At 63.5% G+C, this 25,998-nt stretch carries 18 protein-coding genes and 2 pseudogenes; 12 read left to right on the plus strand and 8 right to left on the minus strand.

All coding sequences use genetic code 11. From position 1 onward, the window contains the following. Positions 1 to 8: 8 nt before the first annotated feature. Entirely contained in the window at positions 9 to 932 is a 924-nt protein-coding gene (locus KUO17_RS16325) for a PA3225 family LysR-type transcriptional regulator (protein WP_217976569.1), read from the minus strand. A 49-nt stretch (positions 933 to 981) separates the two neighbouring features. Between KUO17_RS16325 and KUO17_RS16330 the strand changes: the two genes are divergently transcribed. The 3 genes from KUO17_RS16330 to KUO17_RS16340 all read left to right on the plus strand — a co-directional run bounded on the left by KUO17_RS16330 (position 982) and on the right by KUO17_RS16340 (position 3,052). Continuing rightward, positions 982 to 1,296 (plus strand): 3-phosphoglycerate kinase, encoded by a 315-nt coding sequence (locus tag KUO17_RS16330; RefSeq protein WP_217976570.1) that lies wholly within the window; start codon positions 982 to 984, stop codon positions 1,294 to 1,296. Positions 1,297 to 1,405: 109 nt separating this feature from the next. After that, the gene (locus tag KUO17_RS16335; protein ID WP_217976571.1) at positions 1,406 to 2,005 is read left to right on the plus strand and encodes an FMN-dependent NADH-azoreductase; all 600 of its coding nucleotides are present in this window, start codon (positions 1,406 to 1,408) and stop codon (positions 2,003 to 2,005) included. A 168-nt stretch (positions 2,006 to 2,173) separates the two neighbouring features. After that, positions 2,174 to 3,052, plus strand: a complete 879-nt coding sequence (locus KUO17_RS16340) for a carboxylate/amino acid/amine transporter (RefSeq protein WP_217976572.1) — start codon at positions 2,174 to 2,176, stop codon at positions 3,050 to 3,052. On the opposite strand, the gene KUO17_RS16345 is transcribed toward KUO17_RS16340, so the two are convergent. Beyond that, a complete protein-coding gene (locus KUO17_RS16345) occupies positions 2,993 to 4,294 on the minus strand; it encodes a mechanosensitive ion channel family protein (RefSeq protein WP_217976573.1) in 1,302 nt (433 codons plus the stop codon). The two genes, KUO17_RS16340 and KUO17_RS16345, sit on opposite strands and share 60 nt — an antisense overlap. Positions 4,295 to 4,436: 142 nt before the next feature. On the opposite strand from KUO17_RS16345, the gene KUO17_RS16350 reads away from it, so the two are divergent. Beyond that, positions 4,437 to 5,765 carry a DEAD/DEAH box helicase gene (locus KUO17_RS16350; protein ID WP_217976574.1) on the plus strand — a complete coding sequence of 443 codons (1,329 nt, stop codon included), beginning with the start codon at positions 4,437 to 4,439 and terminating at the stop codon, positions 5,763 to 5,765. Between the two features lie 49 nt (positions 5,766 to 5,814). On the opposite strand, the gene KUO17_RS16355 is transcribed toward KUO17_RS16350, so the two are convergent. Beyond that, the gene (locus KUO17_RS16355; protein WP_217976575.1) at positions 5,815 to 6,084 is read right to left on the minus strand and encodes a hypothetical protein; all 270 of its coding nucleotides are present in this window, start codon (positions 6,082 to 6,084) and stop codon (positions 5,815 to 5,817) included. 128 nt (positions 6,085 to 6,212) lie between these two features. Here KUO17_RS16355 and KUO17_RS16360 point away from each other — a divergent pair, with 128 nt between their 5' ends. From KUO17_RS16360 to KUO17_RS26970, 3 genes are all read left to right on the plus strand, one after another. Continuing rightward, positions 6,213 to 6,608: a transcriptional regulator gene (locus KUO17_RS16360; RefSeq protein WP_217976576.1), complete on the plus strand. Its 396-nt coding sequence runs from the start codon at positions 6,213 to 6,215 to the stop codon at positions 6,606 to 6,608. Between the two features lie 100 nt (positions 6,609 to 6,708). Further along, a complete protein-coding gene (locus KUO17_RS16365) occupies positions 6,709 to 7,638 on the plus strand; it encodes a DMT family transporter (RefSeq protein WP_217976577.1) in 930 nt (309 codons plus the stop codon). A gap of 158 nt (positions 7,639 to 7,796) precedes the next feature. Further along, positions 7,797 to 7,922: a PA1414 family protein gene (locus tag KUO17_RS26970; RefSeq protein WP_341869625.1), complete on the plus strand. Its 126-nt coding sequence runs from the start codon at positions 7,797 to 7,799 to the stop codon at positions 7,920 to 7,922. A 218-nt stretch (positions 7,923 to 8,140) separates the two neighbouring features. Here KUO17_RS26970 and KUO17_RS16370 read toward each other — a convergent pair whose 3' ends face one another. Together KUO17_RS16370 and speB are read right to left on the minus strand one after the other, a co-directional pair. Next, positions 8,141 to 9,520, minus strand: coding sequence for a sodium:solute symporter family protein (locus tag KUO17_RS16370; RefSeq protein WP_217976578.1), 1,380 nt, complete (start codon positions 9,518 to 9,520; stop codon positions 8,141 to 8,143). A 140-nt stretch (positions 9,521 to 9,660) separates the two neighbouring features. Next, positions 9,661 to 10,611, minus strand: a complete 951-nt coding sequence (gene speB, locus KUO17_RS16375) for an agmatinase (protein WP_217976579.1) — start codon at positions 10,609 to 10,611, stop codon at positions 9,661 to 9,663. Positions 10,612 to 10,833: 222 nt separating this feature from the next. On the opposite strand from speB, the gene KUO17_RS16380 reads away from it, so the two are divergent. From KUO17_RS16380 to KUO17_RS16390, 4 genes and pseudogenes are all read left to right on the plus strand, one after another. Next, the gene (locus KUO17_RS16380) at positions 10,834 to 11,727 is read left to right on the plus strand and encodes a LysR family transcriptional regulator (RefSeq protein ID WP_217976580.1); all 894 of its coding nucleotides are present in this window, start codon (positions 10,834 to 10,836) and stop codon (positions 11,725 to 11,727) included. Positions 11,728 to 11,870: 143 nt separating this feature from the next. Beyond that, a pseudogene (locus tag KUO17_RS27245) lies at positions 11,871 to 12,146 on the plus strand (PAS domain-containing protein); the annotation flags it as partial. Between the two features lie 255 nt (positions 12,147 to 12,401). After that, positions 12,402 to 13,430 carry a methyl-accepting chemotaxis protein gene (locus KUO17_RS16385; RefSeq protein WP_425274868.1) on the plus strand — a complete coding sequence of 343 codons (1,029 nt, stop codon included), beginning with the start codon at positions 12,402 to 12,404 and terminating at the stop codon, positions 13,428 to 13,430. 77 nt (positions 13,431 to 13,507) lie between these two features. Continuing rightward, positions 13,508 to 14,102: pseudogene (locus tag KUO17_RS16390) on the plus strand (tRNA-uridine aminocarboxypropyltransferase). Between the two features lie 30 nt (positions 14,103 to 14,132). Here KUO17_RS16390 and KUO17_RS16395 read toward each other — a convergent pair. From KUO17_RS16395 to KUO17_RS16405, 3 genes are read right to left on the minus strand one after another with little or no spacing between them, the layout of a single operon-like run. Next, positions 14,133 to 15,488 (minus strand): HlyD family type I secretion periplasmic adaptor subunit, encoded by a 1,356-nt coding sequence (locus KUO17_RS16395; protein WP_217976582.1) that lies wholly within the window; start codon positions 15,486 to 15,488, stop codon positions 14,133 to 14,135. An 11-nt stretch (positions 15,489 to 15,499) separates the two neighbouring features. After that, positions 15,500 to 17,653 carry a type I secretion system permease/ATPase gene (locus KUO17_RS16400; protein ID WP_217976583.1) on the minus strand — a complete coding sequence of 718 codons (2,154 nt, stop codon included), beginning with the start codon at positions 17,651 to 17,653 and terminating at the stop codon, positions 15,500 to 15,502. A 27-nt stretch (positions 17,654 to 17,680) separates the two neighbouring features. After that, positions 17,681 to 19,054 (minus strand): TolC family outer membrane protein, encoded by a 1,374-nt coding sequence (locus KUO17_RS16405; protein ID WP_217976584.1) that lies wholly within the window; start codon positions 19,052 to 19,054, stop codon positions 17,681 to 17,683. Positions 19,055 to 19,567: 513 nt separating this feature from the next. On the opposite strand from KUO17_RS16405, the gene KUO17_RS16410 reads away from it, so the two are divergent. Next, positions 19,568 to 25,978 carry a retention module-containing protein gene (locus tag KUO17_RS16410; RefSeq protein ID WP_217976585.1) on the plus strand — a complete coding sequence of 2,137 codons (6,411 nt, stop codon included), beginning with the start codon at positions 19,568 to 19,570 and terminating at the stop codon, positions 25,976 to 25,978. Positions 25,979 to 25,998: the final 20 nt, after the last annotated feature.

The following is a 25,998-nucleotide window of genomic DNA, read 5'->3' on the forward strand; positions in this document are numbered from 1 at the left end:
GAGTCCTGTCAGGCTTGGGCGGGGGCGGCGAACGGCACATCCAGCGGCGCGGTATCGAAGTTGCGCAGCAATTCGATGAGGATCTGTGTGGCCGGGCCCAGCGGTTTGTCCTTGTTGGAGTAAAGGTAGAACAGCGGGTGGCGACTGCCACCCTGATCCAGCGGCAGCGGCTTGAGCACGCCTTCGCGCAGTTCACGCTCGATCAGGTGACGCGGCAGCCAGGCAAAGCCCAGGCCGCTGCCGACGAAGGTGGCAGCGGTGGCCAGGCTGCCGACCGTCCAGCGCTGTTCGGCGCCCAGCCAGCCCACGTCACGCGGTTGCGCGCGGCCCGAGTCGCGGATTACCACCTGCAACTGGCTTTGCAGGTCCTGGAAGCTGAGTTCGCGGCCCAGGCGGTGCAGGCTGTGTTCGGGGTGGGCGACGGCGACGAATTCCACCGCACTCATTTCGGTGCCCAGGTAACCCGGGATGCTGTAGCTGCTGATGGCAAGGTCGGCGACGCCTTCGTGCAGCACTTCCTCGACCCCCGACAGCACTTCTTCGCGCAGGCGTACGCGGCAGCCGCGACTTTGCGGCATGAAGGCGGTGAGGGCGCGTACCAGGCGTGCACTGGGGTAGGCGGCGTCCACCACCAGGCGTACTTCGGCCTCCCAGCCCTGTTCCATGTGATGGGCCAGGTCTTCGAGCTGGCTGGCCTGCTTGACCAACTGCCGCGAGCGGCGCAGCAGCACGCCGCCGGCTTCGGTGAGCACCGCCTTGCGCCCGTCTATGCGCAGCAGCGGCACGCCGAGCTGGTCCTGCATGCGCGCCACGGTATAGCTCACCGATGACTGCGAGCGGTGCAGGGCTTCGGCCGCCTGGGCGAAACCACCGTGGTCGACCACTGCCTGCAGGGTTCGCCACTGATCCAGGGTAACGCGCGGCGCTTTCATCTTCGGCTCCTGTTGTCCTAAGCTGGCGCACTTTCATGGAGAGCGCCGTATGAAAAAAATCTGTGTTGTACTGCTGGCCTTGCTGCCGCTGACGGCCATGGCCTATCCCATCGACGTGGAAAAGACCATCGACGGGGTGAAACTCGACTACACCACCTACGACACCGACCGGGATATCGGCTCGATCAACCTCAACAACTACGGCGAGGTGGCGGCGCAGTGCAAGGTGACCTTCCGTAACGGCCCCGAGGCCCCGCGGGTGCGGCGTGTGCAGGTGCCGGCGAAGAAAAGCGTGGATGTGACCGCCAAGTTCAACCGCGAGATCATCAAGCTGCGGATCACACTGGCCTGCACCTCACAATAAAACAAGTTAACTGATAGGTTTCACCCAGTTTTTACGCTTTTTAATCGATAGGTCAATCATTAATCTTGTCTCCATCGACTTAGCGAATTTGCCGATGGAGGCAACCCCCATGTCCCGCGTACTGATCATCGAAAGCAGCGCCCGCCAGCAAGACTCCGTATCCCGGCAGTTGACCCGCGATTTCGTCAGCCAGTGGCAGGCCGCCAACCCGGCCGATCAGATCACCCAGCGCGACCTGGCGGTGACCCCGGTGCCGCACCTGGACGGCAACCTGCTGGGTGGCTGGATGAAGCCCGAAGCGCAGCGCAATGAGCAGGAACTGCAAGCGCTGGCGCGTTCCAACGAGCTGACCGACGAAGTGTTGGCGGCCGACGTGCTGGTACTGGCGGCGCCGATGTACAACTTCACCATCCCCAGCACGCTCAAGGCCTGGCTCGACCATGTGCTGCGTGCCGGCGTGACCTTCAAGTACACCCCGACCGGCCCGCAGGGGCTGCTGACCGGCAAGCGGGCGTACGTGCTGACCGCCCGTGGCGGGATCCACGCCGGGGCCAGCAGCGACCATCAGGAACCCTACCTGCGCCAGGTGCTGGCCTTTATCGGCATACACGATGTGACCTTCATTCATGCCGAGGGCCTGAACATGGGCGGTGATTTCCACGAAAAGGGCCTGAACCAGGCCAAGGCGCTGCTGGCTGCGGTGGCCTAGCCGACACCGATTTCCCCCCCCGCCTGACACCTTTTTGCTCCTTTGGGTGTGCCTGCCCGGTCAAGCCTTGCGCTGGCCGGGCTTTTTGTTGCTGGCCAAAAAAAACCAGGACCGTTGATAGCTCTGGCCTGAACCGCTAAGGTCGCCGCCTGAATTCAAGGGGCATACATGGGCTACTTACTGATCGTCGCATTGATCCAGGCATTTTCGTTCAGCCTGATCGGTGAATACCTGGCCGGCCACGTCGACAGCTACTTCGCCGTACTGGCGCGGGTGCTGCTGGCCGGGCTGGTGTTTTTGCCACTGACCCAATGGCGCAGGGTGGAACCGCGCTTCATGCGGGGCATGCTGTTGATCGGCGCCCTGCAGTTCGGCATCACCTACGTGTGCCTGTACCTGAGCTTTCGTGTGCTCAGCGTGCCCGAAGTGCTGTTGTTCACCATCCTCACGCCGCTGCACGTGACCTTGATCGAGGATGCCCTGAACCGGCGTTTCAACCCCTGGGCGCTGGTGGCAGCACTGGTGGCGGTGGCCGGCGCTGCGGTGATCCGCTTCGACAGCATCAACCCGGACTTCTTCATCGGCTTTTTGCTGCTGCAACTGGCCAACTTCACCTACGCCGCCGGCCAGGTGCTGTACAAGCACCTGGTTGCACGCTACCCCAGCGACCTGCCGCACTATCGGCGCTTCGGCTACTTCTACCTGGGCGCGTTGCTGGTGGTGCTGCCGGCCTTCCTGCTGTTCGGCAACGCGCAGCACCTGCCGAGCACCGACGTGCAATGGCTGGTGCTGCTGTTTCTGGGGTTGTGCCCGACGGCACTGGGGCTGTACTGGTGGAACAAGGGTGCCTGCCTGGTTTCAGGCGGCACCCTGGCGGTGATGAACAACCTGCATGTGCCGGTGGGCCTGCTGCTCAACCTGCTGATCTGGAATCAGCACGAGCCGCTGGGGCGGTTGTTCATCGGCGGGACGGTGATCCTGGCGTCCCTATGGCTCAGCCGTCTCGGCCACCAGCGCCCGCTGCTCGCGAACGGCGGTAGCCGGTAACAGCCCGGCGCGCAGGTCGCTGCCGCTGGGCTGCTGGTACAGGCCCAGGCCGAACTCGGGCATCACCGCCAGCAGGTAGTCGAAGATATCGCCCTGGATGCGCTCGTAGTCGGCCCACACGGTGGTGCGGGTAAAGCAGTAGATCTCCAGCGGCACGCCCTGGGCGGTGGTCTGCATCTGGCGCACCATGCAGGTCATGTTCGGCTGGATGTCGGGGTGGCTTTTCAGGTACGCCAGGGCGTAGGCGCGGAAGGTGCCGATATTGGTCATGCGCCGCCGGTTGGCCGACAGCGCCGCCACCGGCCCCTGGGCTTCGTTCCAGGCCTGCAGCTCGCTGCGCTTGCGTGCCATGTAGTCGGTCAGCAGGCGTACATTGCCCAGGCGCTGCTCTTGTTCATCGGTCAAAAAGCGCACGCCGCCGGCGTCGATGAACAGGCTGCGCTTGATGCGTCGCCCGCCCGATTGCTGCATGCCGCGCCAGTTCTTGAACGACTCGGACATCAGGCGCCAGGTGGGGATCGAGACGATGGTCTTGTCGAAATTCTGCACCTTCACCGTGTGCAGGGTGATGTCCACCACGTCGCCGTCGGCGCCCACCTGGGGCATTTCGATCCAGTCGCCCACGCGCAGCATGTCGTTGCTGGTCAGCTGCACGCTGGCCACGAACGACAGCAGGGTGTCCTTGTACACCAGCAGGATCACCGCCGACATCGCACCCAGGCCCGACAGCAGCAACAGCGGCGAGCGGTCGATCAGGGTGGCGACGATGATGATCGCGCCGAACACGAACAGCACCATCTTGGCCAGTTGCACATAGCCCTTGATCGAGCGGGTGCGTGCATGTTCGGTGCGGGCATAGATGTCGAGCAGGGCGTCGAGCAGCGCGCTGATGGCCAGCACCAGGAACAGAATGGTGAACGCCAGCGCCACGTTGCCGAGAAAATGCTGGCTGGTGGCACTCAGTTCCGGCACCAGCTTGAGGCCGAACTGCACCACCAGCGACGGCGTCATCTGCGCCAGACGGTGGAACACCTTGTTCTGCAGCAGGTCGTTGAGCCAGTGCAGTGCCGGCTGTCGGCCCAGCAGCTTGAACGCGTGCAGGATCACGAAGCGTGCCACGCGGCCCAGCACCAGTGCGATCACCAGCAGCAGGGTCAGGCCCAGGCCGGCGTGCAAGAGCGGGTGTTGATCGAGAGAGCCCCAGAGATCAAGGGCGTTTTGCCAGAACAATTGAATATCCATGCCGTACTGAAGGTGTCCGCAAAGAGAGTGGAGGCGCAATTAGAGCGCGGAAAGTCGTGACAATGCCAAAAGAAATTCGGCGTGGGCGCCGGAAAACGTTACCCTATGTGGCTGAATTTCTGCACTTGCCCGAGGTACACCCGTGTTTTCCCAATTCGCCCTGCACGAACGCCTGCTCAAAGCCGTGGCCGCACTGAACTTTGTCGAGCCTACCCCGGTGCAGGCAGCGGCCATTCCCCTGGCCCTGCAAGGGCGTGACCTGCGGGTGACGGCGAAAACCGGTAGCGGCAAGACCGCCGCCTTCATGTTGCCAGTGCTCAACCGACTGGTCGACCTGAAGCAGAGCCGCGTCGAGATCCGTGCCCTGGTGCTGCTGCCGACCCGCGAGCTGGCCCAGCAGACCCTCAAGGAAATCGAGCGTTTCGCCCAGTTCACCTACATCAAGGCCGGCATGATCACCGGTGGCGAGGACTTCAAGGAACAGGCCGCCATGCTGCGCAAGGTGCCTGACATCCTGGTCGGTACCCCGGGCCGCATGCTCGAGCAGCTCAATGCCGGCAACCTGCACCTGGAACATGTGCAGGTGGTGGTGCTCGACGAAGCCGACCGCATGCTCGACATGGGCTTCTCCGAAGACGTCGAGCGCCTGTGCAACGAATGTGCTAATCGTGAGCAGACCCTGCTGTTCTCGGCCACCACCGGCGGCGCCGGCCTGCGCGACATGATCGGCAAGGTGCTCAAGGAGCCCGAGCACCTGATGCTCAACACTGTCAGCCAGCTCAACGACGGTACCCGCCAGCAGATCATCACCGCTGACCACAACCAGCACAAAGAACAGATCGTGCAGTGGCTGCTGGCCAACGAGACCTACCAGAAGGCGATCATCTTCACCAACACCCGGGTGATGGCCGACCGTATCTATGGTCACCTGGTGGCCAAGGACATCAAGGCGTTCGTGCTGCACGGCGACAAGGACCAGAAAGATCGCAAGCTGGCCATCGAGCGCCTGAAACAGGGCGGCGCCAAGGTGCTGGTGGCGACCGATGTGGCGGCCCGTGGCCTGGACGTCGACGGCCTGGACCTGGTGGTCAACTTCGACATGCCGCGCAGCGGCGACGAATACGTGCACCGCATCGGCCGTACCGGGCGTGCCGGTAACGAAGGCCTGGCAGTGTCGCTGATCTGCCACGGCGACTGGAACCTGATGTCGAGCATCGAGCGCTACCTCAAGCAGACCTTCGAGCGCCGCACCATCAAGGAAGTCAAAGGTACCTATACCGGGCCGAAGAAGGTCAAGGCGTCGGGCAAGGCGGCCGGGGTCAAGAAGAAAAAGACCGACAAGAAGACCGACAAGAAAGCCGTGGCCAAGCGCAAGCCTACCGCCAAGCCGAAGCCTAATGCGCCGTCGCTGGTGAGCCAGGACGGCATGGCGCCGCTGAAGAAGCGCAAGCCGGCACCGGCTGCCGAGTAAGCTTCAGCGCCTGTTCGCCGGCCTTGCCGGCGAACGCATCACTCCCGACTCAGACTTTCTTCTGCGCCGCCTTCAATTCCTGCATGCGCTTGTCGATCAGTTGGCATTTGTCTGGCAGGTCCTTGCTCTCGGTACCCAGCTTCATCCCCTGCAATTGCTCATTGATCTCCTTGGCCTTCTGCGGGTTCTGCTCCGTCAGGCGGCTCACCTCCCTGGCCAGTTCCTCACGCTTTTGCGTCGCTTCCTCCAGTGTGCACGCCCAGGTGGGCAGGGCAAACAGCACGGTGGCCGCTGCAGTGATACTCATCAATGTCTTCATGGTCGAACCTCGTTTTCCATTACGGGCGAAGGTGTTCGGTGGAGGCATTGCGCCGCGTGAAAGTTCAGTCGAACCGCCGCGTTGCGCGTCGGTCACAACCTTACATTCCCTCGCTGGAGGTTGGACCGATGAGCACTACCTATGACTGGGACCTGATCGAGCGCCTGCTGCACGAAGTGCAGAACAGCGCCGGCCACAGCTTCACGCCACGCCCGTATGCCGAGCAGCACGCTGCCGCACTGGTGGCCAAGGGTGATCAGGTGCCGGACCTCGACCATCTCAAAACCACTGCCTGCGAGTACGAGAAGCTGTTGTTCGAGCGCGGCTTCATCGAAACTCGCCCCGAAGATCAGGGCGGCAATGGCGAGAACTTCGTGCTGACTGCCCGCGGTTCGCGTTTGCTCAGCCTGATCGACAGCAGTATTCCGGGTGATGCGCACCCGCGCCAGGTGCTCAACGACCAGGACGATCCTCTGGACGAAACCACGTTCGACGAGGTGGCGTCCAAGGCACAGATTGCCTGAGATCAGGCTGGCAATCGCCGGCTACTCATGCAGATAATCGGCGCTGGATCCACTGTCGCCGAGATAGCCCTATGCCTTGCCATCAAACCGGTTACCGCCCATGAGCGCATCCCGCCAGTCCACGGATGCGTTTGCCTTGCAGGTCATGGTCGGGCTATGCCTGATCTGGGGTATCCAGCAGGTGATGATCAAATGGGCCGCGCCCGATATCGCGCCGGTGATGCAAGCCGCGGCACGTTCCGGCATTGCGGCGTTGCTGGTGGCGCTGCTGATCTGCTGGCGCGGCGGCTGGGATCAGGTGGGTGCGACCTGGAAGGGTGGGTTGCTGGCCGGGTCCCTGTTCGGCCTGGAATTTCTGCTGATTGCCGAGGGTCTTCAATTGACCTCGGCCGCGCACATGTCGGTATTCCTGTACACCGCGCCGGTGTTTACCGCGCTCGGCCTGCACTTCATGCTGCCCAGCGAACGGCTGCGACCGTTGCAATGGCTGGGCATCCTGCTGGCGTTCGGCGGTATTGCGGTGGCGTTCGCCGGCGGGCTGTCGCTGGACAATCTCGACGGGCGCATGCTGCTGGGTGATGCCATGGGGGTGATGGCGGGCATGGCCTGGGGCGCCACTACCGTGGTGGTGCGCGGCTCGCGCCTGTCTGAAGCACCCGCCACCCTGACCCTGTTTTACCAGTTGCTTGTCGGTTTCCTCGGCCTGTTGCTGATTGCCTGGCTGACCGGGCAGTTCAGCCATGTGACGCTGACCCCCACCTCCATCAGCAGCGTGCTGTTCCAGGCCATCGTGGTGTCCTTTTTCAGCTACCTGACCTGGTTCTGGCTGCTGCGCCGCTACCTTGCGTCCAACCTGGCGGTGTTCTCGTTCATCACACCGTTGTTTGGTGTGACGTTCGGCGTACTGCTGCTGGGCGAACCGTTGAGCATCAACTTCATACTGGGGGCTGTCTGTGTGTTGCTGGGCATCACCCTGGTCAGTGCCGAACAGTGGGTGCGTGGGCGCCTGCGCAGCCTTCTTGGGCAGTAAGCGGGTGCAGACGACCGTTCATCCTGAAGTGGCGATGCGGGCCTGACTGAAATCAATAGAGAAATTTTTACCCGGGCGCGAAGGTGCACATCGGGCTATGATGAGTTTGTAGCGCCGCCGCTGAGTTTCGCCGCGCAGATGACCCGTGAGGGGGAGTTATGAGAAACGATCTGTTCAACTGGCTCCACGACCTGGCTGTGGCATTGGGGCTTATCCCGCCACCTTTGCAGCCTGTACCGATCCCTACCGATGAGGAGCAGCGCAAACGCCGACCCCGGCGCTAGCCAGTTGCTGAAACCGACGCATTACGCAATGCGTCGGTATTTTTTTGTGTGTTTTTCGACTTCCCTAGCCCTCCCCAAATGCCTATGAGCGGCTGTAAGAGCGCAAGAGGGCTTCGGGTGTCGATGGGGGTGCTGGATATGCTTGGTTTTATCTGGGCCACCGCTGTGGGCATCGCTTCAGAGACGGGGCATATCCAGCATCGGCAGATCCAGGCGCCTTACGCCAAATTCACCGCCCCTACCGGCCGACGCGACAGCAAGCTCACCACCACAAAACTCACCAACGCCACCGCCAGGCTGTAATAGATCGGCGTATTGGCATCCATCCCATCCTTGAACATGAACACCAAGGCCGTGACAAACCCCAGCGCCATGCTGGTGATCGCCCCGGACGTGGTCGCCCGCTTCCAGTAGATCGCCCCGATCAGCGGCACCAGCATGCCACCCACCAGCAGGTTGTAGGCCAGCGTCAGCGCGCTGATCACGTCCACCACCACCAGCGCAATCCCCAGCACCGCAAACCCGGTCAGGCACGTGAACAGCCGATTGATGCCCAGGCTCGACTGCTTGCCACCACGCAGCTTGGGCAGCAGATCTTCGGTCAATACGGTAGAGGCCGCCAACAACCCGGCACTGGCCGTCGACATCATCGCGGCCAGGGCCGCAGCAATCACCAAGCCGCGAATACCATCCGGCAGCGCCGATTTGACGATCGCGGCAAACGCATTGTTGGCATTGCCCAGGTCAGGCAACAGCACATGCGCGCACATGCCGATCAGGGCGCACACCAGGCCATAGATCACGCAATACACACCCGCCGTGGTGCCGGCGCGTTTGGCCACTTTCTCGTCACGGGCAGTGAACACCCGCTGCCAGATGTCCTGGCCAATCAGGATGCCGAAGAAGTAGATCAGGAAGTAGGTGATGATGGTGTCCCAGCCAATGGTGGTCAGGCTGAAACTGGTGTCAGGCAATTTGGCCACCAGTTCGTCCCAGCCACCTACCCGGTACAGGCAGATCGGCAGCAGGATGAACATCAGGCCAACGGTCTTGATCACGAATTGCACGATGTCGGTCAGGGTCAGCGACCACATGCCGCCAATGGTCGAGTACACCACGACCACGCCGCCGCCGAGCAGGATCGCCGCCCAGAACGGCAACTCGAACAACACCTGCAGCACGGTACCGATGGCCAGGGTCGAGGTCACGGCGATCATCAGCGCATAGGCCAGCATGATCACGGCGCTGGCCTGGCGGGCCATGGGGTTGTAGCGCTGCTCCAGCACCTGGGTCACGGTAAAGATGCGCAGGCGCAGCAACGGCTTGGCCAGAAACAGGTTCAGGGCAATGATGCCCAGGCCCAGCGCGGCACACAGCCAGAAGCCGGAAATGCCATGCACGTAACCCAGCTTCACCGTACCTACGGTAGAGGCGCCGCCCAGTACGGTGGCGGCCATGGTGCCCATGTACAGGCTCGGGCCCAGGTTGCGTCCGGCCACCAGGTAGTCTTCATGGGTCTTTGCCCGGCGCATGCCGAACCAGCCCAGTACCAGCATGCCGGCGGCATAGATCAGTACAACGAATATGTCCAAGGCCATGGGGTGTCTCCGATTATCTTTATTATGGTGAGATCGATCAGCTGGCGGCACGTGCGCCAGGCGTCATTCATCCGCTGACGGGCCGCTGGCGCGGCCTGTCCAAGGTTCCATCCCAGGGTGAAGATCCAAGACGCTGGCCGTTAGCGGTGGGCCACACCCGGCAGCACACAAAGCATTTCGTACAGCAGGTTGGCGCCGAGCAACGAGGTGTTGCCGGTGGTGTCGTAGGGCGGCGAGACCTCGACCAGGTCGCAGCCGATCAGGTCCAGGCCCTGGCAGCCGCGGATGATTTCAATCGCCTGGATGGTGGTCAGCCCACCGATTTCCGGTGTGCCGGTGCCAGGCGCCCAGGCCGGGTCGATGCCGTCGATGTCGAAGCTCAGGTACACCGGGCCGCCACCGACCTTTTCACGCACTTCGGCCATCAATGGCTCCAGCGACTTGTGCCAGCACTCCTCGGCCTGCACCACGCGAAAGCCCTGCTTGCGGCTCCAGTTGAAGTCTTCGGCGGTGTAGCCCTGGGCGCGCAGGCCGATCTGCACCACGCGGTCGCAATCGAGCAGGCCTTCTTCGACGGCGCGGCGGAAGGTGGTGCCGTGGGCGATTTTTTCGCCAAACATGTGATCGTTGACGTCGGCATGCGCATCAATGTGCACCAGCCCGACCTTGCCATGCTTTTTGTGAATCGCCCGCAGAATCGGCAGGGTGATGGTGTGGTCGCCGCCCAGGGTCATGGGGATCACGTTGTGCTCGAGAATCTCGTCGTAGGCTTCTTCGATGATGCGCACGGCGTCGAGCAGGTTGAAGGTATTGATCGCCACGTCACCGATGTCGGCTACCGACAGCGAGTCGAACGGGGCGGCACCGGTGGCCATGTTGTACGGGCGGATCATCACCGACTCGGCGCGGATCTGGCGCGGGCCGAAGCGGGTGCCGGAGCGCAGTGAGGTGCCGATGTCCAGCGGGATACCGACGAACGCGGCATCCAGGCCGGCGGCGCTGGGCAGGTGGGGAAGACGGAGCATGGTGGCAATGCCGCCGAAACGCGGCATTTCGTTGCCGCCCAGTGGTTGGTGAAGAATCTTGTCCACGGTCGGGCCTCACGGGTTGGATTGTTTTAGTTGTTTGAACCTGTCGGACCGGGGCGAACTTGCTCCCGCATGCCGCCTGACAGGTGAATTTGGGCAGAGTCTGCAAAAGGTAGTGGGTTAAGAGAATCGCTACAGGCAAATACTTACTTCAGGTTTTTATGAACTAATGGCGCGCTATGGGTAGACTGGCGCGTATTCGTGACTGCGTGGAAGTACCGTGCCATGGCTTCAGCCCTGCCTGATCTGAAATTGCTGCGCATCTTTGTCAGCGTGGTGCGCCACCAGGGGTTCGCCAACGCCCAGCGCGAGCTGAACCTGTCGACCTCGGCCATCAGTACCTACATGAGCCAGCTGGAAGCGGCGCTGGGCATCGTGCTGTGCCACCGTGGCCGCGGCGGTTTCAGCCTGACCAGCAAGGGCGAACTGTTTCATCAGGAAACCCTGCGCCTGCTGGCGGAGATGGACGGCTTCGAGCAATACGCCGCCGCCCTCAAGGGCGAATTGCGTGGCACCCTCAACCTTGGCGTGATCGATTCCACGGTGGGTGATCGCGCGTTGCCGCTGGCGGATGCCATCGGTGCCTACAGCCAGGAACATCCAGCGGTGCATCTGCACCTGTCGGTGTCGAGCCCTTACGAGTTGCAGTTGGGGGTACAGGACAACCGCCTGGACCTGGCGATTGGCGCGTTCTCGACCCGCATGAGCGGGCTGGTGTACCAGCCGCTGTACCGCGAACAGCACTGGCTGTATTGCAGCAACCGCCACCCGTTGTTTGCCGAGCGACGTGTCCCCGAGCAGGTGATCACGCAGCAGCGCATGGTCGGGCGTGGTTACTGGAGCCAGGCAGAACTGGCCCGCCATGGCTTCAAGCACAGCGCGGCGACGGTCGAAAGTATGGAGGCGCAATTGATCCTGGTGCTGTCGGGTGCCTACATCGGCTACCTGCCTGAGCACTACGCCCAGGCCTGGGTGGACCAGGGTGACCTGCGTGCGCTGTCGCCTGCGACCTTTGGCTACCAGGCGCCGTTTTCACTGATCATCCGTCGCGGCCGTAGCCGCGAACCCTTGATCCAGACGTTTCGCGATCGACTCAAGGCGCAGCTCACGCCGGCTTGAGCCGGCGCGGCTGAAAATCATTTACTCACGCTCGTGAAAAATCCTTCAGAAGCCTCTTACAAGCCCGTGAATGCTCTGCTAAACCTGTTCATGCCTTGATAGAATTCCCCCATCTTTTCCAAGCAGGGATCGCCCAGATGCGCATGAATTTGCCCGTCACCGAGCATGAAAGAACCTTTCCCAGCGAACAGCGGCTGATCTCCACCACCGACCTCAACAGCCGCATCACCTATTGCAATGACGCCTTTGTCGCGATCAGCGGCTTTACCTACGATGAACTGGTCGGGCAGACGCACAACCTGGTGCGCCATCCGGACATGCCGGCGTCGGTGTTCGGCCATATGTGGGAAACCATCAAGCAAGGCAAACCCTGGATGGGGGTCGTCAAGAACCGCTCGAAGAACGGTGACTACTACTGGGTCAGCGCGTATGTCACGGCGATCTACGAAGATGGCCGTATCAGTGGCTACGAATCGGTGCGCTCGGTGCCCAGCCGCGACCAGATACGTCGCGCCTCGGCGTTGTACGCGCGCCTGCGCCAGGGCCGCGCCGCGATTCCCTGGACAGCGCGGGCCGGTGCTCAACTGGCGCACGGCTGGCCGCTGATCGTTGCCGGCCTGCTGTCGGCGGCGGCCTACCTGTGGTTGGCGCAATACGCGGCATTGGGCGTGTTGATGGCCAGCCTGCTGGGTGCCTGGTACCTGATCGAGGCTCGGCAGAACCAGGTGATCCGGCGCACGTTGTCCGAGCATCCCAAGGCGTTCACCAGCCCATTGGTCGCGCTGACCTACAGCGACAACCACGGCCTGCAGGGCCAGCTGGACCTGGCGATCCTGAGCGAGGAGGCGCGCCTGCAGACTGCTCTCACACGCCTTGTGGACGCGGGCATCGGGGTCAAGGCGCGGGCGGCACAATCGTCCGACCTGTCGGGTGCCCAGGCGCAGATGCTCGACCGCCAGCGCAGCGAGACCGACCAGTCGGCCACTGCCATCGCGCAGATGGCCGCGACCATCCAGGAGGTCACCCACAATGTGCAGAACACCGCCACGGCGGCCTGCGATGCCGACCAACTGACGCAGCAGGGCAGCGATCTGGCGCAGCAGAGCCTGCGTGCCATGGGCAGCATGGCTGATGCGGTGACCGAGATCGGCCACGCAGTGAACGAACTGGCCGGGCAGACCCAGTCGATCGGCAGCGTGGTGGACGTGATCACCTCGATTGCCGAGCAGACCAACCTGCTGGCGCTCAATGCCGCGATCGAAGCTGCTCGCGCGGGGGAACAGGGGCGCGGTTTTGCGGTGGTGGCCGATGAGGTGCGCTCACTGGCTCAGCGCACCCGCACCTCCACCCAGGAGATTCACCAGATCATCGCCTCGCTGCGCGCCGGTGCCGAGCGTGCGGTGAGCAGCGCCAGCCGCGGCGAGCAGATTTCGCGTGACAGCGTGCACAGCGTCGAGGCAGTGCAATCGGCGCTGGTCGGCATCAGCCAGGCAGTCAGCCGCATCACCGGCATGAGCCAGCAGATGGCGACGGCCTCCGAGCAGCAGAGCCATGTGGCCGAGGACATCAACCAGCAGATCACGCGCATCGCCCAGTTGTGCGATCACACTGCCGGGCAGGCCAAGCAGGGCGCCGAGATCAGCCAGGACCTGGAGCGCATGGCCGATTACCTGCATAGCCTGGCGGAGCGCTTCAACCGCTGAATTGCCTGGCTCCCACAGGGATGTGGGATCGTTTTACGGGCCTGTTGTGGCACACTTCGCCCCCTCAGGAGAACCCGATGTCCAGAATTCACTGCGAGCGCTGCCTGCGCCCCCCAATCCCATTGCCTTTGTGCCTTGATCCCCAGCCTTGCGAGTCGCACGCGGGTGGTGCTGTTGCAGCATCCCAGCGAGGTGAAGCATGCGTTGAATACCGCGCGCCTGGCGGCGTTGGGGCTGCGCAATGCCGAGTTGCGGGTGGGCGAGGTGTTCGAGGACATGGCGCAGTGGCTGCAGGTGCCGGGGTACCGAACGGGTTTGCTGTTTCCCGGGGAGGATGCCCAGGTGCTGCAGGGGTATGGCGCCGATGAGCGGCCATGGTTGCTGGTAGTGCCTGACGGCACCTGGCGCAAGGCACGCAAGCTGTTGCACCTGAACCCGCTGTTGGCCGCGTTGCCACGCGTCACGCTGGGGGCGGTGCAGCCGTCGCGCTATCGCGTGCGCAAGGCGCCGCAGGAGGGCGCATTGTCGACGGTGGAGGCGGTGGCGCAGGCGTTGAATGCGCTGGAGGCTCCGCTGGTATTCGATGAACTGCTGCGCCCCTTCGATGCGCTGATCGAGGGGCAGATTGCGGCGATGGGGCAGCAGACGTACGCGCGTAATCATGTGCGCTGACTGGCTGTCTGCCTTGGCAAGCCTTTATGACTAGCGCTCGCGCAACGCCTCGGTGCGCGCCTTGAGCACCGGCTTGAGCAGGTAGTCGAGCACGCTCTTGTGCCCGGTAATGATGTCCACCGTTGCCGTCATGCCGGGGATGATCAGCAGCGGCTTGCTGTCGCCGCCCAGGTGGTTCTTGTCGGTACGCACCTGGATCAGGTAGAACGCGTTGCCCTTGTCGTCGGTCACGGTGTCGGCACCGATCAGTTCCAGCCTGGCCTTCAGCCCACCGTAGATCGTGTAGTCATACGCGCTGAACTTCACCATCGCCGTTTGCCCCGGATGCAGGAACGCGACGTCCTGCGGGCGCACCTTGGCCTCGATCAGCAGGTTGTCTTCCAACGGCACGATCTCCAGCAGATCGCTGCCCGGCTGCACCACGCCGCCGATGGTGTTGACCTTGAGCAGCTTGATGATGCCGTGCACTGGCGACACTACCGTGGTACGTGTCACGCGGTCGTCGATGGCGATGCTGGTGGCGGTGATCTTCGACAGCTCGGTGCGCTTGTCATTGAGTTCCTTGGCGGCCTCGGACCGAAAGCCGGCCTCGGACTCCTCGATCTTGCTGCGGATCTCCGCCACCGCCGCTTCGGCCCGCGGTATCGCCAGGCTGGTGGCGTTGAGCGAGCCGCGCGCCTCTACTGCGCTGCGCTTGAGGCGCAGGATCTCCACCGGCGAGATGGCCCCGCTGCCCACCAGCGGCGTCGACATGTTGAGTTCCTGTTGCAGCAGCGCCAGCCCCGAGCGGTACTGCTCGAGCTTGGAACGAAACTCGGCCAGCTCCTGGGTCTTCTGGCGCAGTTGCTCGCTCAGGGTCTGTTTCTCGCTGTTGAGCCGGCGCTGGCGTGACTGGAACAGCGACAGCTCGTCTTCGGCCACCTGCGGCGCCTTGCTGCGTACCTCTTCGGACAGCTGGAACGGCCGGCCCTCGGCCTCGGCCGACAGGCGCTCGACCTGCGCGGTCAGCGCATAGCGGTCGGCCTCGCTTTCGCCCTTGTTGGACAGGAACCGCGTGTCATCCAGGCGCAGCAAGGTGTCGCCCTTGTTCACCATCTGCCCTTCGCGCACGAAGATCTCGGTGACGATGCCGCCCTCCAGGTTCTGGATCACCTGCACCTTGCTCGACGGGATCGCCTTGCCTTCGCCCATGGTCACCTCGTCGAGTACCGCGAACTTGGCCCAGATCAACGCGATCAGCAGCAAGGCCGCCGCCAGCCACACGGTCACCCGCGACAGGCGCGGGGAGTCCTGCAGCGTGGCCCCGGCCAGCTCCGGCATGTAGTCGCGTTCGGCGGTCTTGCCAAAGCTGCGGATGTAATCGCCCAGACCGGTCAGTGCGGACATGCTGATACTCCCTAGAGTGCCGAGCCGACTCGGCCCTTGCGCAGCGCATCGATGACCGCGTCCTTGGGCCCGTCGGCCACCACCTTGCCGTTGTCCAGCACCAGCAGGCGGTCGACCAGGCTGAGCATCGAGGTACGGTGGGTGACCAGCAGCAGGGTCTTGCCCTGCACCCAGCCCAGCAGGCGCTGGCGCAGCTGGTCTTCACTGCTGTTGTCCATGTGGCTGGTGGGCTCGTCCAGCAGCACGATGGGGGGTTCGAGCAGCATGGCACGGGCCAGCAGCACGGTCTGGCGCTGGCCGCCCGACAGCAGCATGCCGCGCTCGCCCACCGGGCGGTCGAAACCTTGCGGGTGCTGGCGGGCCAGTTCGCTCACGCCGGTCAGTTCGGCCACTTCGAGCATGCGCGCATCGCTCACGTAGCGCGCGCCCAGGGTCAGGTTGTCCCGCAGGCTGCCGGCCAGCAGCGGCAGGTCGTGGGCAACATAGCCGACCTGCTGGCGCAGGTCGGCGATATCCAGTTGGCGCAGGTCGAGGTTGTCCAGCAGGATCTGCCCTTCCTCGGGCTCGTAGAAACCCATGATCAGGCGCGCCAGGGTGCTCTTGCCCGAGCCGCTGCGGCCGATGATGCCGATGCGCTCGCCAGGCGAAACCTTGAAACTCACCGTGCTCAGTGCCGGGGCGTTCTGCCCGGCGTAGCGAAAGGTCACCTGGCTGACCTCCAGCGCGCCCCGCAACTGGGTACGCTCCAGTGGCTGCTGGCCGGCCGGGCGCTCCTGCGGCAGGGCCATCAGCGCGTCAGTGCTGTGCATGGTCAGTTGCGCCTGCTGGTAGCGGGTGATCAGCCCGGCGATCTGCCCCAGTGGCGCCAGTACGCGGCTGCCGAGCATATAGCTGGCGACCAGCGCGCCGACGCTGAGGTTGCCGGCGATGATGCTGTAGACCCCGGCGACAATGGTTGCCATGCCGCACAGTTGCTGGATGAACAGGGTGCCATTGGTGGCCAGTGCCGAAAGGTTGCGCGCATGCACGTCGAGGCGGGTGAGGGCGCCGTGGGTGCTTTCCCACTGGTACTGGCGCTCGCTTTCGGCGCTGCAGGCCTTCAGGGTTTCGAGGCCACCGAGGGTTTCGATCAGCAGCGCCTGGCGAATCGCGCCCAGGCTCAGGCTCTTTTGCACGGTATCGCGCAGGCGCACCTGGATGAACAGGGCGAAGGCGATGGTGACCGGGAAGGCCACCAGCGGGATCACCACCAGCCAGCCGCCCAGCAGGCCGATCACCAGCAGCATCAGCACCACAAAGGGCAGGTCGATAACGCTGGTCAGGGTCACGGCGGTGAGAAACTCGCGCAGCCCCTGGAAGTCGTGGATGCTCTGGGCAAAGCCGCCGATGGTGGCCGGCCGGGCCTTCATCGACATGCCGGTGATGCGCTCGAACAGGGTGGCCGACAGGATCAGGTCGGTTTTCTTGCCGGCCTGGTCCAGCAGGTGCGCACGTACCACGCGCAGCACCAGCTCGAACAAGGTGCCAAGCATCAGGCCGATGACCAGCACCCATAACGTGGAGGTCGCCTGGTTCGGCACCACGCGGTCGTAGGTCTGCATCACGAACAGCGGCACCATCAGGCCCAGCAGGTTGATCAGCAGGCTGGCCAGCAGGGCATCGCTGTAGAGCCAGCGGGACTGCTTGAGGGTATCGCGAAACCAGGCGTTGACCCGTGGCAGCAGGGGCGAGCGCAGGTCTTCGACTTCGTGGCGCGGGCGTGCGAACAGGGCCTGGCCGCTGTACACCTCGGCCAGTTCCTGACGGCTGACCCATTGCTCGCCGCCCTCGGCTTCACTGGGCAGGATCAGCGCCTGGCCGTCGTCGCCCCAGCGCCGCAGCACCGCGCTGCGCCCGTCGTTGAGCAACAGCAGCACTGGCAGGTTCAGCGCCGAGATCGCGCCCAGCTCGCGGCGCAGTATCCGCGCCTGCAGCCCGGCCCTGGCGGCGGCGCGCGGCAGCAGCTCAAGGGTCAGGCGCTGCTCGGCCAGCGGCAGGCCGGCGCACAGGCTGGTGCGGCTGACTGAGGCGCCGTGCAGCTTGCACAGGATCAGCAGCCCATCGAGTAACGGATCATCGAAGCTCTGGCGTGGGTCTGCCGAGCTCGCCGGTTGCAGGCTGGTCATGGGCTACTCCTGAAACGACGCACCGGCTCAGCGCATGTCGGGCAAGGTGGCGTCGCTTCTGATTTCGCTGCGGGCGATGGCCTCCGGCGGCAAGGAAATCTTCTGCTTGCTCAGCAGCTCGCCCATGTTGGCCAGTACCCGGTACATCGAGAACTCCTCGGTGTAGCGCACTTCGGTGTAGCGGCGGTTGGCGTTGTACAGCTCGTTCTCGCTGTCGAGCACGTCCAGCAGGGTGCGCTGGCCCAGGCCGAACTGGTCCTGGTAGGCGGCGCGCACGCGGGTGGTGGTATCGGCGTATTCACGCGCGGTGGGGGTCTGCAGGCGGGCGTTGGTCATGGCGTTCCACGACAGCGCAAGGTTCTCGTTGAGGGTGCGCAGGGCGTTGTTGCGGATGTCCATGGCCTGGTTGATCTTGTGCGCATCCGACTGCAGGCGGGCCTTGTCGCTGCCGCCCCTGAACAGGTTGTAGCTCATCACCACGCCGGCCCGCCAGTCGCTGTTGGCGTGCCCGGGTTCACCGGCGATGTTGTTGTTGGCACCCGTGGCAAGCTCTGCATCCAGGCGCGGGTAGAAAGGTGACTTGGCCACTTCGTACTGCTGTTCGGCGGCCTGGATGTCGGCCTGTGCCGACTTCAGGTAGGGGTTGTTCTGCAGCATGCCCTGGCGTGCGCTGGTGAGGTCGGTGGGCATTTCACCCTTGATCGATACCGGGGTTTCCAGCTCGTCCGGCGCACGCCCGACCACACTGATGAAGTTGGCTTCGGCATCGGCCAGGTCGACCTGGGCGGTGTACAGGTTGTTGTCGGCCAGCGCCCGGCGTGCGGTGGACTGGTCGAGGTCGGCATTGCTGCCCACCCCCCGTTCGCTGCGCAGGCCGATCTGGTCGTTGACCCGCAGGTGTGCCTGCAGATTGTTCTTGGCCAGGCTCACCAACTCGCGGCGCTTGAGTACCTCGAGGTACACCTCGATGGCGCGCAGGGCAATGGTTTCGGAGGTGGCCTGCACGTAGTAGGCGCGCGAGTTGACCACAGCCTCCGTGCGCGCCACTTCATTGGAGGTGTTGAAGCCGTCGAACAGCATTTGCCGCAGGCGCAGTTCGGACTGGGTGTAGTTCAGGGTTTCCTTGTTGTGGTTGCGGCTGCCGTCGGCATTGAAGCCCCGTGTGTTGGTGTTGTCGGAGCGTTCCCGGCCGTAACCTGCCACCAGGTCGACCGTGGGAAAGTAGCCCCCGCGTGCGGCCTTGACATCCTCGTCGGCAGACAAGCGGTTATTGATGCCTGCTTTGTTCTCCGGGTGATAGTCCACGGCGCTCTGCACCGCCTGGGACAAGGACATTGCCTGCGCGTTGGCGCAAACCATGGCAAACAGAATGGCGCTGCTCAAAGGGGTCAAAACGCGCATGGGGTACATCTCCCTGATCTCTTGTGAATCCCACGGTCGCCAAAAAAATGACGAAAAATGAAGATCAAACCGTTTCAGGCTTGTAACAACAGAGCTAAGAACATTTATCAGGCGAGCTAAGAAGTATTTCTCATAACCGCTATGCGAAAAAAAAACTTATGCGGTGCCGGAAAACCAAGACATTGTTCTACTCAGGTAGCCCGTCAACAAAGCGCTAGGGTGCTTTTCCGGGTATCGATGAAAGTTCCAGATTTTTTGCAGCACTAGGGCATGGATGTGGCGGAGGGAAGGAAAGCACAGCGATTTTGGCGACAATTTTTTGGCAGATAGCCAGGTGCCAGATCGCGGCAGCCTTCACCGGAGCGTTGTGGGGCTGACTGCATTGATTTCATTGAAATCGACGCGATCGGTTTGGATGGTGTTCTCCGACTCGGCCTGGCGATCATCACGTCGGGCTACGCGATACCCCTGGCACTTTTCTGCGAAAAACCCTTCGGCGCGGGAGGCGTGCACATGGCTAATTCAATGATTGGTGTGGTCAGCAAGGTTATCGGCCAGGTTTTCGCGGTAGCCGCCGACGGTAGTCGTCGGGTGCTGAACGAGGGCGATCGGGTATTCGCCGGCGAACAGCTGGAGACCGGCCCTGCCGGCGCGGTGGCAGTGCACCTGAGCAACGGTGCCGAGCTGACCCTGGGGCGCGACAGCAGCCTCTCGCTGACCCCCGAGTTGTTGGCCAACCAGGCGCCGCACGTCAATACGACGGACCCCGTTACGCCTACCGACGCGCAACTGACCGATGTGCAGAAACTCCAGCAAGCCATCGCTGCCGGTGCAGACCCGAGCCAGGATGCCGAGGCAACGGCGGCCGGGCCAGGCAACGGTGGGGCGCCGGGTGCATTGGGGGGCGGGCATTCCTTCGTGCAGCTTAACGAGGTGGCAGGGCGCGTCGACCCGATCATCGGTTTCCCTACGGCAGGCTTCAACAACGCTCCTGAACTGCCCAAGCCCTGGTTGGGCGGGCTCGACAACGACGGTGACGGGCCCGGCATCGTGGTGCCCCCGGTGCTGCCACCGGTCAATCCCCCCGAGCCTCCCACCGATCACCCGGTCACCCTGGACGGCTTGAAGGTCGAGGGTGGTGAGCTGACCGTCTATGAAAGGAACCTGGAAGATGGGCGCAGCCCCGATGCTTCGAGCCTGACCCGGAGCGGCACCTTCACCGTGACCGCCCCTGATGGCCTGCAGACGCTCACCGTGGGCGGCATCAACGTGATCACGGGCGGTGTGGTCAGCGGTTTTCCGCAAGCGTTGACCACGCCACTGGGCAATACCCTGACCATTACCGGCTACAACCCCGACACCGGCGTGGTGAGCTACAGCTACACCTTGCTCGACAACGAGTCGCACCCGACGGGGCAGGGCATCAACAACCTCAGTGAAAGCTTCACGGTGGTCGCCACCGACACCGACGGCAGCAAGGCGACCGGCAGCCTGGATGTGAACATCGTCGACGATGTTCCGCAGGCGCGGCCCGATACTGCCTCGGTGGTCGAAGGCGGTACCGTTACCGGCAATGTACTGGTCAACGACAGCCTGGGCGCCGATCGCCCAGCGCCTGACCAGACTGTGGTGGGCGTGCGTGCCGGTTCCGATACCTCGACGTCCGCCATCGGTTCGCTGGGCGTCGGCATTGCCGGTACGTACGGCACGCTGATCCTGAATGCCAATGGCGAGGCCCAGTACAAGTCCAACCCTGACTCCGTGGCACCGCCCGGTGCCCAGGATGTGTTCACCTACACCATCCGGGATGCTGACGGCGACGTGAGCACCACCACCATCACGATCAACGTGACCGACTGCACGTTGGTCGCCACCTCCGATGGCGATGTGACCGTCTACGAGAAAGCGCTGGACCTGACTCAGGATCCGCAGGACCTGGCGCCGGGTACGGTAGTGGGCAGCAACCCCGGCTCCAACGCCGAGACGGGGACCGGCAGCCTGGTGGGGGCCGTCACTGGCGGTTCTGGGGCAATCACCTACACCCTGGTGGGCAGCACGACGGGTGCCTATGGCCAGATCCAGCTGAACGCCGACGGCAGCTACAAGTACACCCTGACCTCGGCCCCGCAAATCGGCAATGGCAACGACGGCGCCAATATCGTCAGCACCGAGACCTTTACCTACAAGGCCACCGATGCGCTGGGCAACACTACCACCAGCACCATCGTGATCAAGATCGTCGACGACGTGCCCAAGGCCCATGCCGATAGCACCACAGTGGTCGAAGGCGGCACGGTCACCGGCAATGTGCTCGACAACGATACCTTCGGCGCAGACAGACCGGATCTGAACCAGGCGGTGGTCGGCGTGCGCGCCGGTTCCGATACCTCGACGTCCGCCATCGGTTCGCTGGGCGTCGGCATTGCCGGCACTTATGGCACGCTGATCCTGAATGCCAATGGCGAAGCGCAGTACAAGTCCAACCCTGACTCCGTGACACCGCCCGGCGCCCAGGATGTGTTCACCTACACCATCCGCGACGCAGACGGCGATGAAAGCACCACGACCATCACCATCAATGTGACCGACAGCAAGCTGGTAGCCTGCCCGGATGATGATGTGAAGGTGTACGAGAAAGCCCTGGACCTGAATCAGGACCCGCAGGACCTGGCCCCGGGCACGGTGGTGGGCAGCAATCCCAACTCGACCGGCGAGACCGCGACCGGCAGCCTCGTGGGGGCCGTCACAGGTGGCTCGGGTGCACTCACCTATACCCTCGTAGGCAGCACCACGGGCACATATGGCCAGATCCAGCTGAATGCCGATGGCAGTTACAAGTACACCCTGACGTCTGCCCCGCATGTCGGCAACGGCAATGACGGCGCCAATATCGTCAGCAGCGAGACCTTCACCTACCAGGCCACCGACGCGCTGGGCAATACCACTACCAGCACCATCGTGATCCGCATCGTGGACGACGTGCCCAGGGCCGAGTCCGACAGCGCCACTGTGGTTGAAGGCGGCACGGTCACGGGCAATGTACTGATCAACGACACCTTCGGTGCCGATAAACCCGACCTCAACCAGGCGGTGGTTGGCGTACGCGCAGGTTCCGACACCTCGACCCCGGCCAGTGGCTCGCTGGGCGTCGCGATCGCCGGCACCTACGGCACGCTGATCCTCAACGCGAATGGCGAGGCCCAGTACAAGGCCAATACGGATGCCGTGACACCGGACGGCGCGAAGGATGTGTTCACCTACACCCTCCGTGATGCGGACGGTGACGAAAGCACCACCACCCTCACCATCAATGTTACCGACAGCAAGCTGGTGGCGTGCCCTGATAACGATGACATCAAGGTGTATGAACGCGGGCTGGACCTCACCCAGGATACCTGGGACCTTGCGCCGGGTACGGTGGTGGGCAGCGCGCCGGAAAGGGCGACCGAAACCTCGATCGGAAATCTGCAAGGGACGGTGTCGGGCGGTGTCGGCGCCATTACCTACAGCCTGGTGGGCAGCGCTACCGGTGCCTACGGACAGATCCAGATCAACGCCGATGGCAGCTACAAGTACACCCTGACCTCGGCCCCGCACAGCGGCAACGGCAATGACGGCGCCAATGTAGACAGTACCGAGACCTTCACCTTCAAGGCCACCGACTCGCTGGGCAATACCACCACCAGCACCATCGTGATCAAGATCGTCGACGACATGCCGGTTGCCGAGTCGGACAGCGCCACGGTGATCGAGGGTGGCACCGTTACCGGCAACGTGCTGGGCAACGATGTGCTCGGTGCCGACGGGCCGGCCCTGAACGGTGCGGTGGTCGGCGTGCGTGCCGGCTCCGATACGTCGACCTCGGCCAGTGGTTCATTGGGCGTGGGCATTGCCGGTAGCTATGGCACGCTGATCCTCAATGCCAATGGCGAGGCGGTCTACAAGGCCGACCCCAACGCCGTGAACCCAACGGGCGCGAAGGATGTCTTCACCTACACCATCCGTGACGCAGACGGCGATGAAAGCACCACGACCCTTACCATCAACGTCACCGACAGCAAGCTGGTGGCGTGCCCGGACAATGATGTGAAGGTCTACGAAAAAGCCCTGGACCTGACCCAGGACCCTCAGGACCTGGCGCCGGGCAGCGTGGTGGGCAGCAACCCCACCTCGCCCGGCGAGACGGCCACGGGCAGCCTGGTCGGCTCTGTTCATGGCGGTTCGGGGGCGCTCACCTACACCCTGGTGGGCAGCGCCACGGGGGGCTATGGCCAGATCCAGCTGAACGCCGATGGTTCCTACAAGTACACGCTCACCTCGGCCCCGAAAACCGAGGGCGGGCTGAACGATGGCCCCAATGTGGTGAGCAACGAAACCTTCACCTACAAGGCCACCGACGCGCTGGGCAATTCGACCACCAGCAGCATCGTGATCCGTATCGTCGACGATGTGCCCAAGGCCGTGGACGCGGCGCGCTCGATCACCCCGGGCCAGGTCGACACCAACCTGCTGCTGGTCATCGACATCTCCGGCAGCATGGCCGACAAGTCCGGGGTGCGCGGTCTGACGCGCATGGAACTGGCCAAGGAGGCGATCGGCGCGCTGCTCGACAAGTACGACGACATGGGCGACGTGAAAGTGAAAGTCGTCACCTTCGCCACTGGCGCCAGCGACCGGTCCGAGGTGTGGGTCACGGTGGACCAGGCCAAGGCGCTGATCAAGGACCTGACCCCGAATGGCTCGACCTACTACGATTCGGCCGTCAACGTGGCGCAGGACGCTTACAAGACGGCAGGCAAGCTGGAGGGGGCGCAGAGCGTCAGCTACTTCTTCTCGGACGGCGTACCGACCTCGGGGCATGCCCTGACCGATACGCGCACTGCGGCCTGGGAGAACTTCCTCGACCAGAACGGCATCAAGTCCTACGCCATCGGCCTGGGCAACGGCGTCAATGCCGGCAACCTCAACCCGGCGGCCTATGACGGCAGCACCCACACCGACACCCACTCGGTGGTGGTCACTGACCTTTCGCAGTTGGGCAATGTGTTGTCTGGCACGGTGCAGGGCGCGCCGATCACCGGCAGCCTGATGAGTGGTGGCGACTTTGGCGCCGACGGTGGCTTCATCAAGTCGCTGGTCATCGATGGCACCACCTACACCTTCGACCCCAAGGGCCAGTCCAACCAGGGCAGCTATGCCGCCAGCGGCGGCGCGGACCGCGGCGTGTTCGACACCACCACCAACAGCATCACGGTCAAGGCCACTTTGGGTGGGACGCTGGTGGTGGACATGGACAATGGCCAGTTCACCTACACGCCACCCAAGGACACTGGCAGCAATCAGGTGGAGACCATCAAGTTCGTCGCCAGCGATAATGACGGCGATCTGAGCAGCGCCAATCTGGTGATCAACGTCAACACCAATGCTGTGCCGGTGGCCGGTGCCGACCACATCATTACCAACATCTTCGCGCCGAGCATCAGTGTGCCGGCCGAAGCCTTGCTGGCCAATGACAGCGATGCCAACAAGGACGCGCTCGGCGCTTCGCCCATCACCTTCGACACGGGCTGGAAGAAGGGCGCCGATTTCACCCTGGGCAGCACCAGGCCGACCATCGGCTTCAATGGCTCGGACGATACCCTGGCCAATCAGGAACGCGTGATTGCCCGCAGTGCCTTCACCGGTACGGCAGGGTCCATGACTGCAGCGCTGGTGGTCAGTGGCTACCTGGGCGCAGTCAGCAATGCCAACGGCAACGACGAGGACGTGATCAAGGTGAGCCTGCGTGAGGGTGAGACCCTGACGCTTGATCACAATCGCACCGCCGATCGAAACCTGCTGATGCAATGGAAAGACGAGAGCGGCACCTACCACACGATCGCCGACGGCGGCAGTTTCGCCGCCGAGCATGACGGGGTGTACAGCATTCGCCTGGTCAATCAGGTGAACGATGATGGTGGCAAGGGCGCGGAAAGCTACCAGTTGAACATGGCCATCAACTACGCCGGCGCGCATGAGCAGGCGCCGACCTACAACGGCACCTACACCGTCAGCGACGGGCACGGCGGCAGCGCCACGGGGGCAGTGGACATCAACTACCAGGCCGGCACCACGCTCAACGGCACCGATCACGATGACATCCTGCTGGCCGGGGCGGGCCACGACACGCTCAATGGCGGTGCGGGCAATGACGTGCTTGTCGGTGGCGAAGGCGACGATCTGCTGTATGGCGGGGAGGGCAATGACCTGCTGATCGGTGGTGCCGGCAACGACCTGCTCGACGGCGGCGCCGGCATCGATACCGCCAGCTATGCCAGTGCGGGCAGCGGTGTGACCGTCAGCCTGGCCGAACTGGGGGAGCAGAATACCGTGGGCGCCGGGCTGGACCGGCTGGTGTCGATCGAGAACCTGGTGGGCTCGAATTTCGATGACAAGCTGACCGGCGATGACCACGCCAACACGCTGACAGGCGGGTTGGGGAATGACATCCTGATCGGCGGCGGTGGGGATGACGTGCTGATCGGCGGGCCGGGCAACAATACCCTGACCGGCGGGGCAGGCAGCGACACCTTCCTGTGGCAACAGGGCAACAGCGGGCATGATCGGCTCACCGATTTCACCCCGGGCACCGATCGCCTTGACCTTTCACAGCTGCTGCAGGGAGAGAATGCCACGTCGGCGTCCCTGGATGACTACCTGCACTTCAAGGTGAACCAGACCGGCACCGGGGTGATCTCGACCATCGAAGTGAGCGCGGTGGCGGGTGCGTCACCGACGCAGACCATCGAACTGGCGGGCGTGGACCTGGCTCACCACTATGGCGTGACGGCGGGGGCGGGCGGGGTGATCTCGGCGGGGGCGGATACCGCGACGATCATCAACGGCATGCTCAATGATCATTCGTTGAAGGTGGATACGGTGTAAGCAGTCGAGCCGTCCTGTAG

The organism is Pseudomonas aegrilactucae, assembly GCF_019168305.1.
GTDB lineage: Bacteria > Pseudomonadota > Gammaproteobacteria > Pseudomonadales > Pseudomonadaceae > Aquipseudomonas > Aquipseudomonas aegrilactucae.

Excerpts from the sequence above, each read along its gene's own strand:
- KUO17_RS16325 (WP_217976569.1), bottom strand. The coding sequence starts at position 932 with ATGAAAGCGCCGCGCGTTACCCTGGATCAGTGGCGAACCCTGCAGGCA.
- KUO17_RS16330 (WP_217976570.1), top strand. The coding sequence starts at position 982 with ATGAAAAAAATCTGTGTTGTACTGCTGGCCTTGCTGCCGCTGACGGCC.
- KUO17_RS16335 (WP_217976571.1), top strand. The coding sequence starts at position 1,406 with ATGTCCCGCGTACTGATCATCGAAAGCAGCGCCCGCCAGCAAGACTCC.
- KUO17_RS16340 (WP_217976572.1), top strand. The coding sequence starts at position 2,174 with ATGGGCTACTTACTGATCGTCGCATTGATCCAGGCATTTTCGTTCAGC.
- KUO17_RS16345 (WP_217976573.1), bottom strand. The coding sequence starts at position 4,294 with ATGGATATTCAATTGTTCTGGCAAAACGCCCTTGATCTCTGGGGCTCT.
- KUO17_RS16355 (WP_217976575.1), bottom strand. The coding sequence starts at position 6,084 with ATGAAGACATTGATGAGTATCACTGCAGCGGCCACCGTGCTGTTTGCC.
- KUO17_RS16360 (WP_217976576.1), top strand. The coding sequence starts at position 6,213 with ATGAGCACTACCTATGACTGGGACCTGATCGAGCGCCTGCTGCACGAA.
- KUO17_RS16365 (WP_217976577.1), top strand. The coding sequence starts at position 6,709 with ATGAGCGCATCCCGCCAGTCCACGGATGCGTTTGCCTTGCAGGTCATG.
- KUO17_RS26970 (WP_341869625.1), top strand. The coding sequence starts at position 7,797 with ATGAGAAACGATCTGTTCAACTGGCTCCACGACCTGGCTGTGGCATTG.
- KUO17_RS16370 (WP_217976578.1), bottom strand. The coding sequence starts at position 9,520 with ATGGCCTTGGACATATTCGTTGTACTGATCTATGCCGCCGGCATGCTG.
- KUO17_RS16380 (WP_217976580.1), top strand. The coding sequence starts at position 10,834 with ATGGCTTCAGCCCTGCCTGATCTGAAATTGCTGCGCATCTTTGTCAGC.
- KUO17_RS16385 (WP_425274868.1), top strand. The coding sequence starts at position 12,402 with ATGGCCAGCCTGCTGGGTGCCTGGTACCTGATCGAGGCTCGGCAGAAC.
- KUO17_RS16395 (WP_217976582.1), bottom strand. The coding sequence starts at position 15,488 with ATGTCCGCACTGACCGGTCTGGGCGATTACATCCGCAGCTTTGGCAAG.
- KUO17_RS16400 (WP_217976583.1), bottom strand. The coding sequence starts at position 17,653 with ATGACCAGCCTGCAACCGGCGAGCTCGGCAGACCCACGCCAGAGCTTC.
- KUO17_RS16405 (WP_217976584.1), bottom strand. The coding sequence starts at position 19,054 with ATGCGCGTTTTGACCCCTTTGAGCAGCGCCATTCTGTTTGCCATGGTT.
- KUO17_RS16410 (WP_217976585.1), top strand. The coding sequence starts at position 19,568 with ATGGCTAATTCAATGATTGGTGTGGTCAGCAAGGTTATCGGCCAGGTT.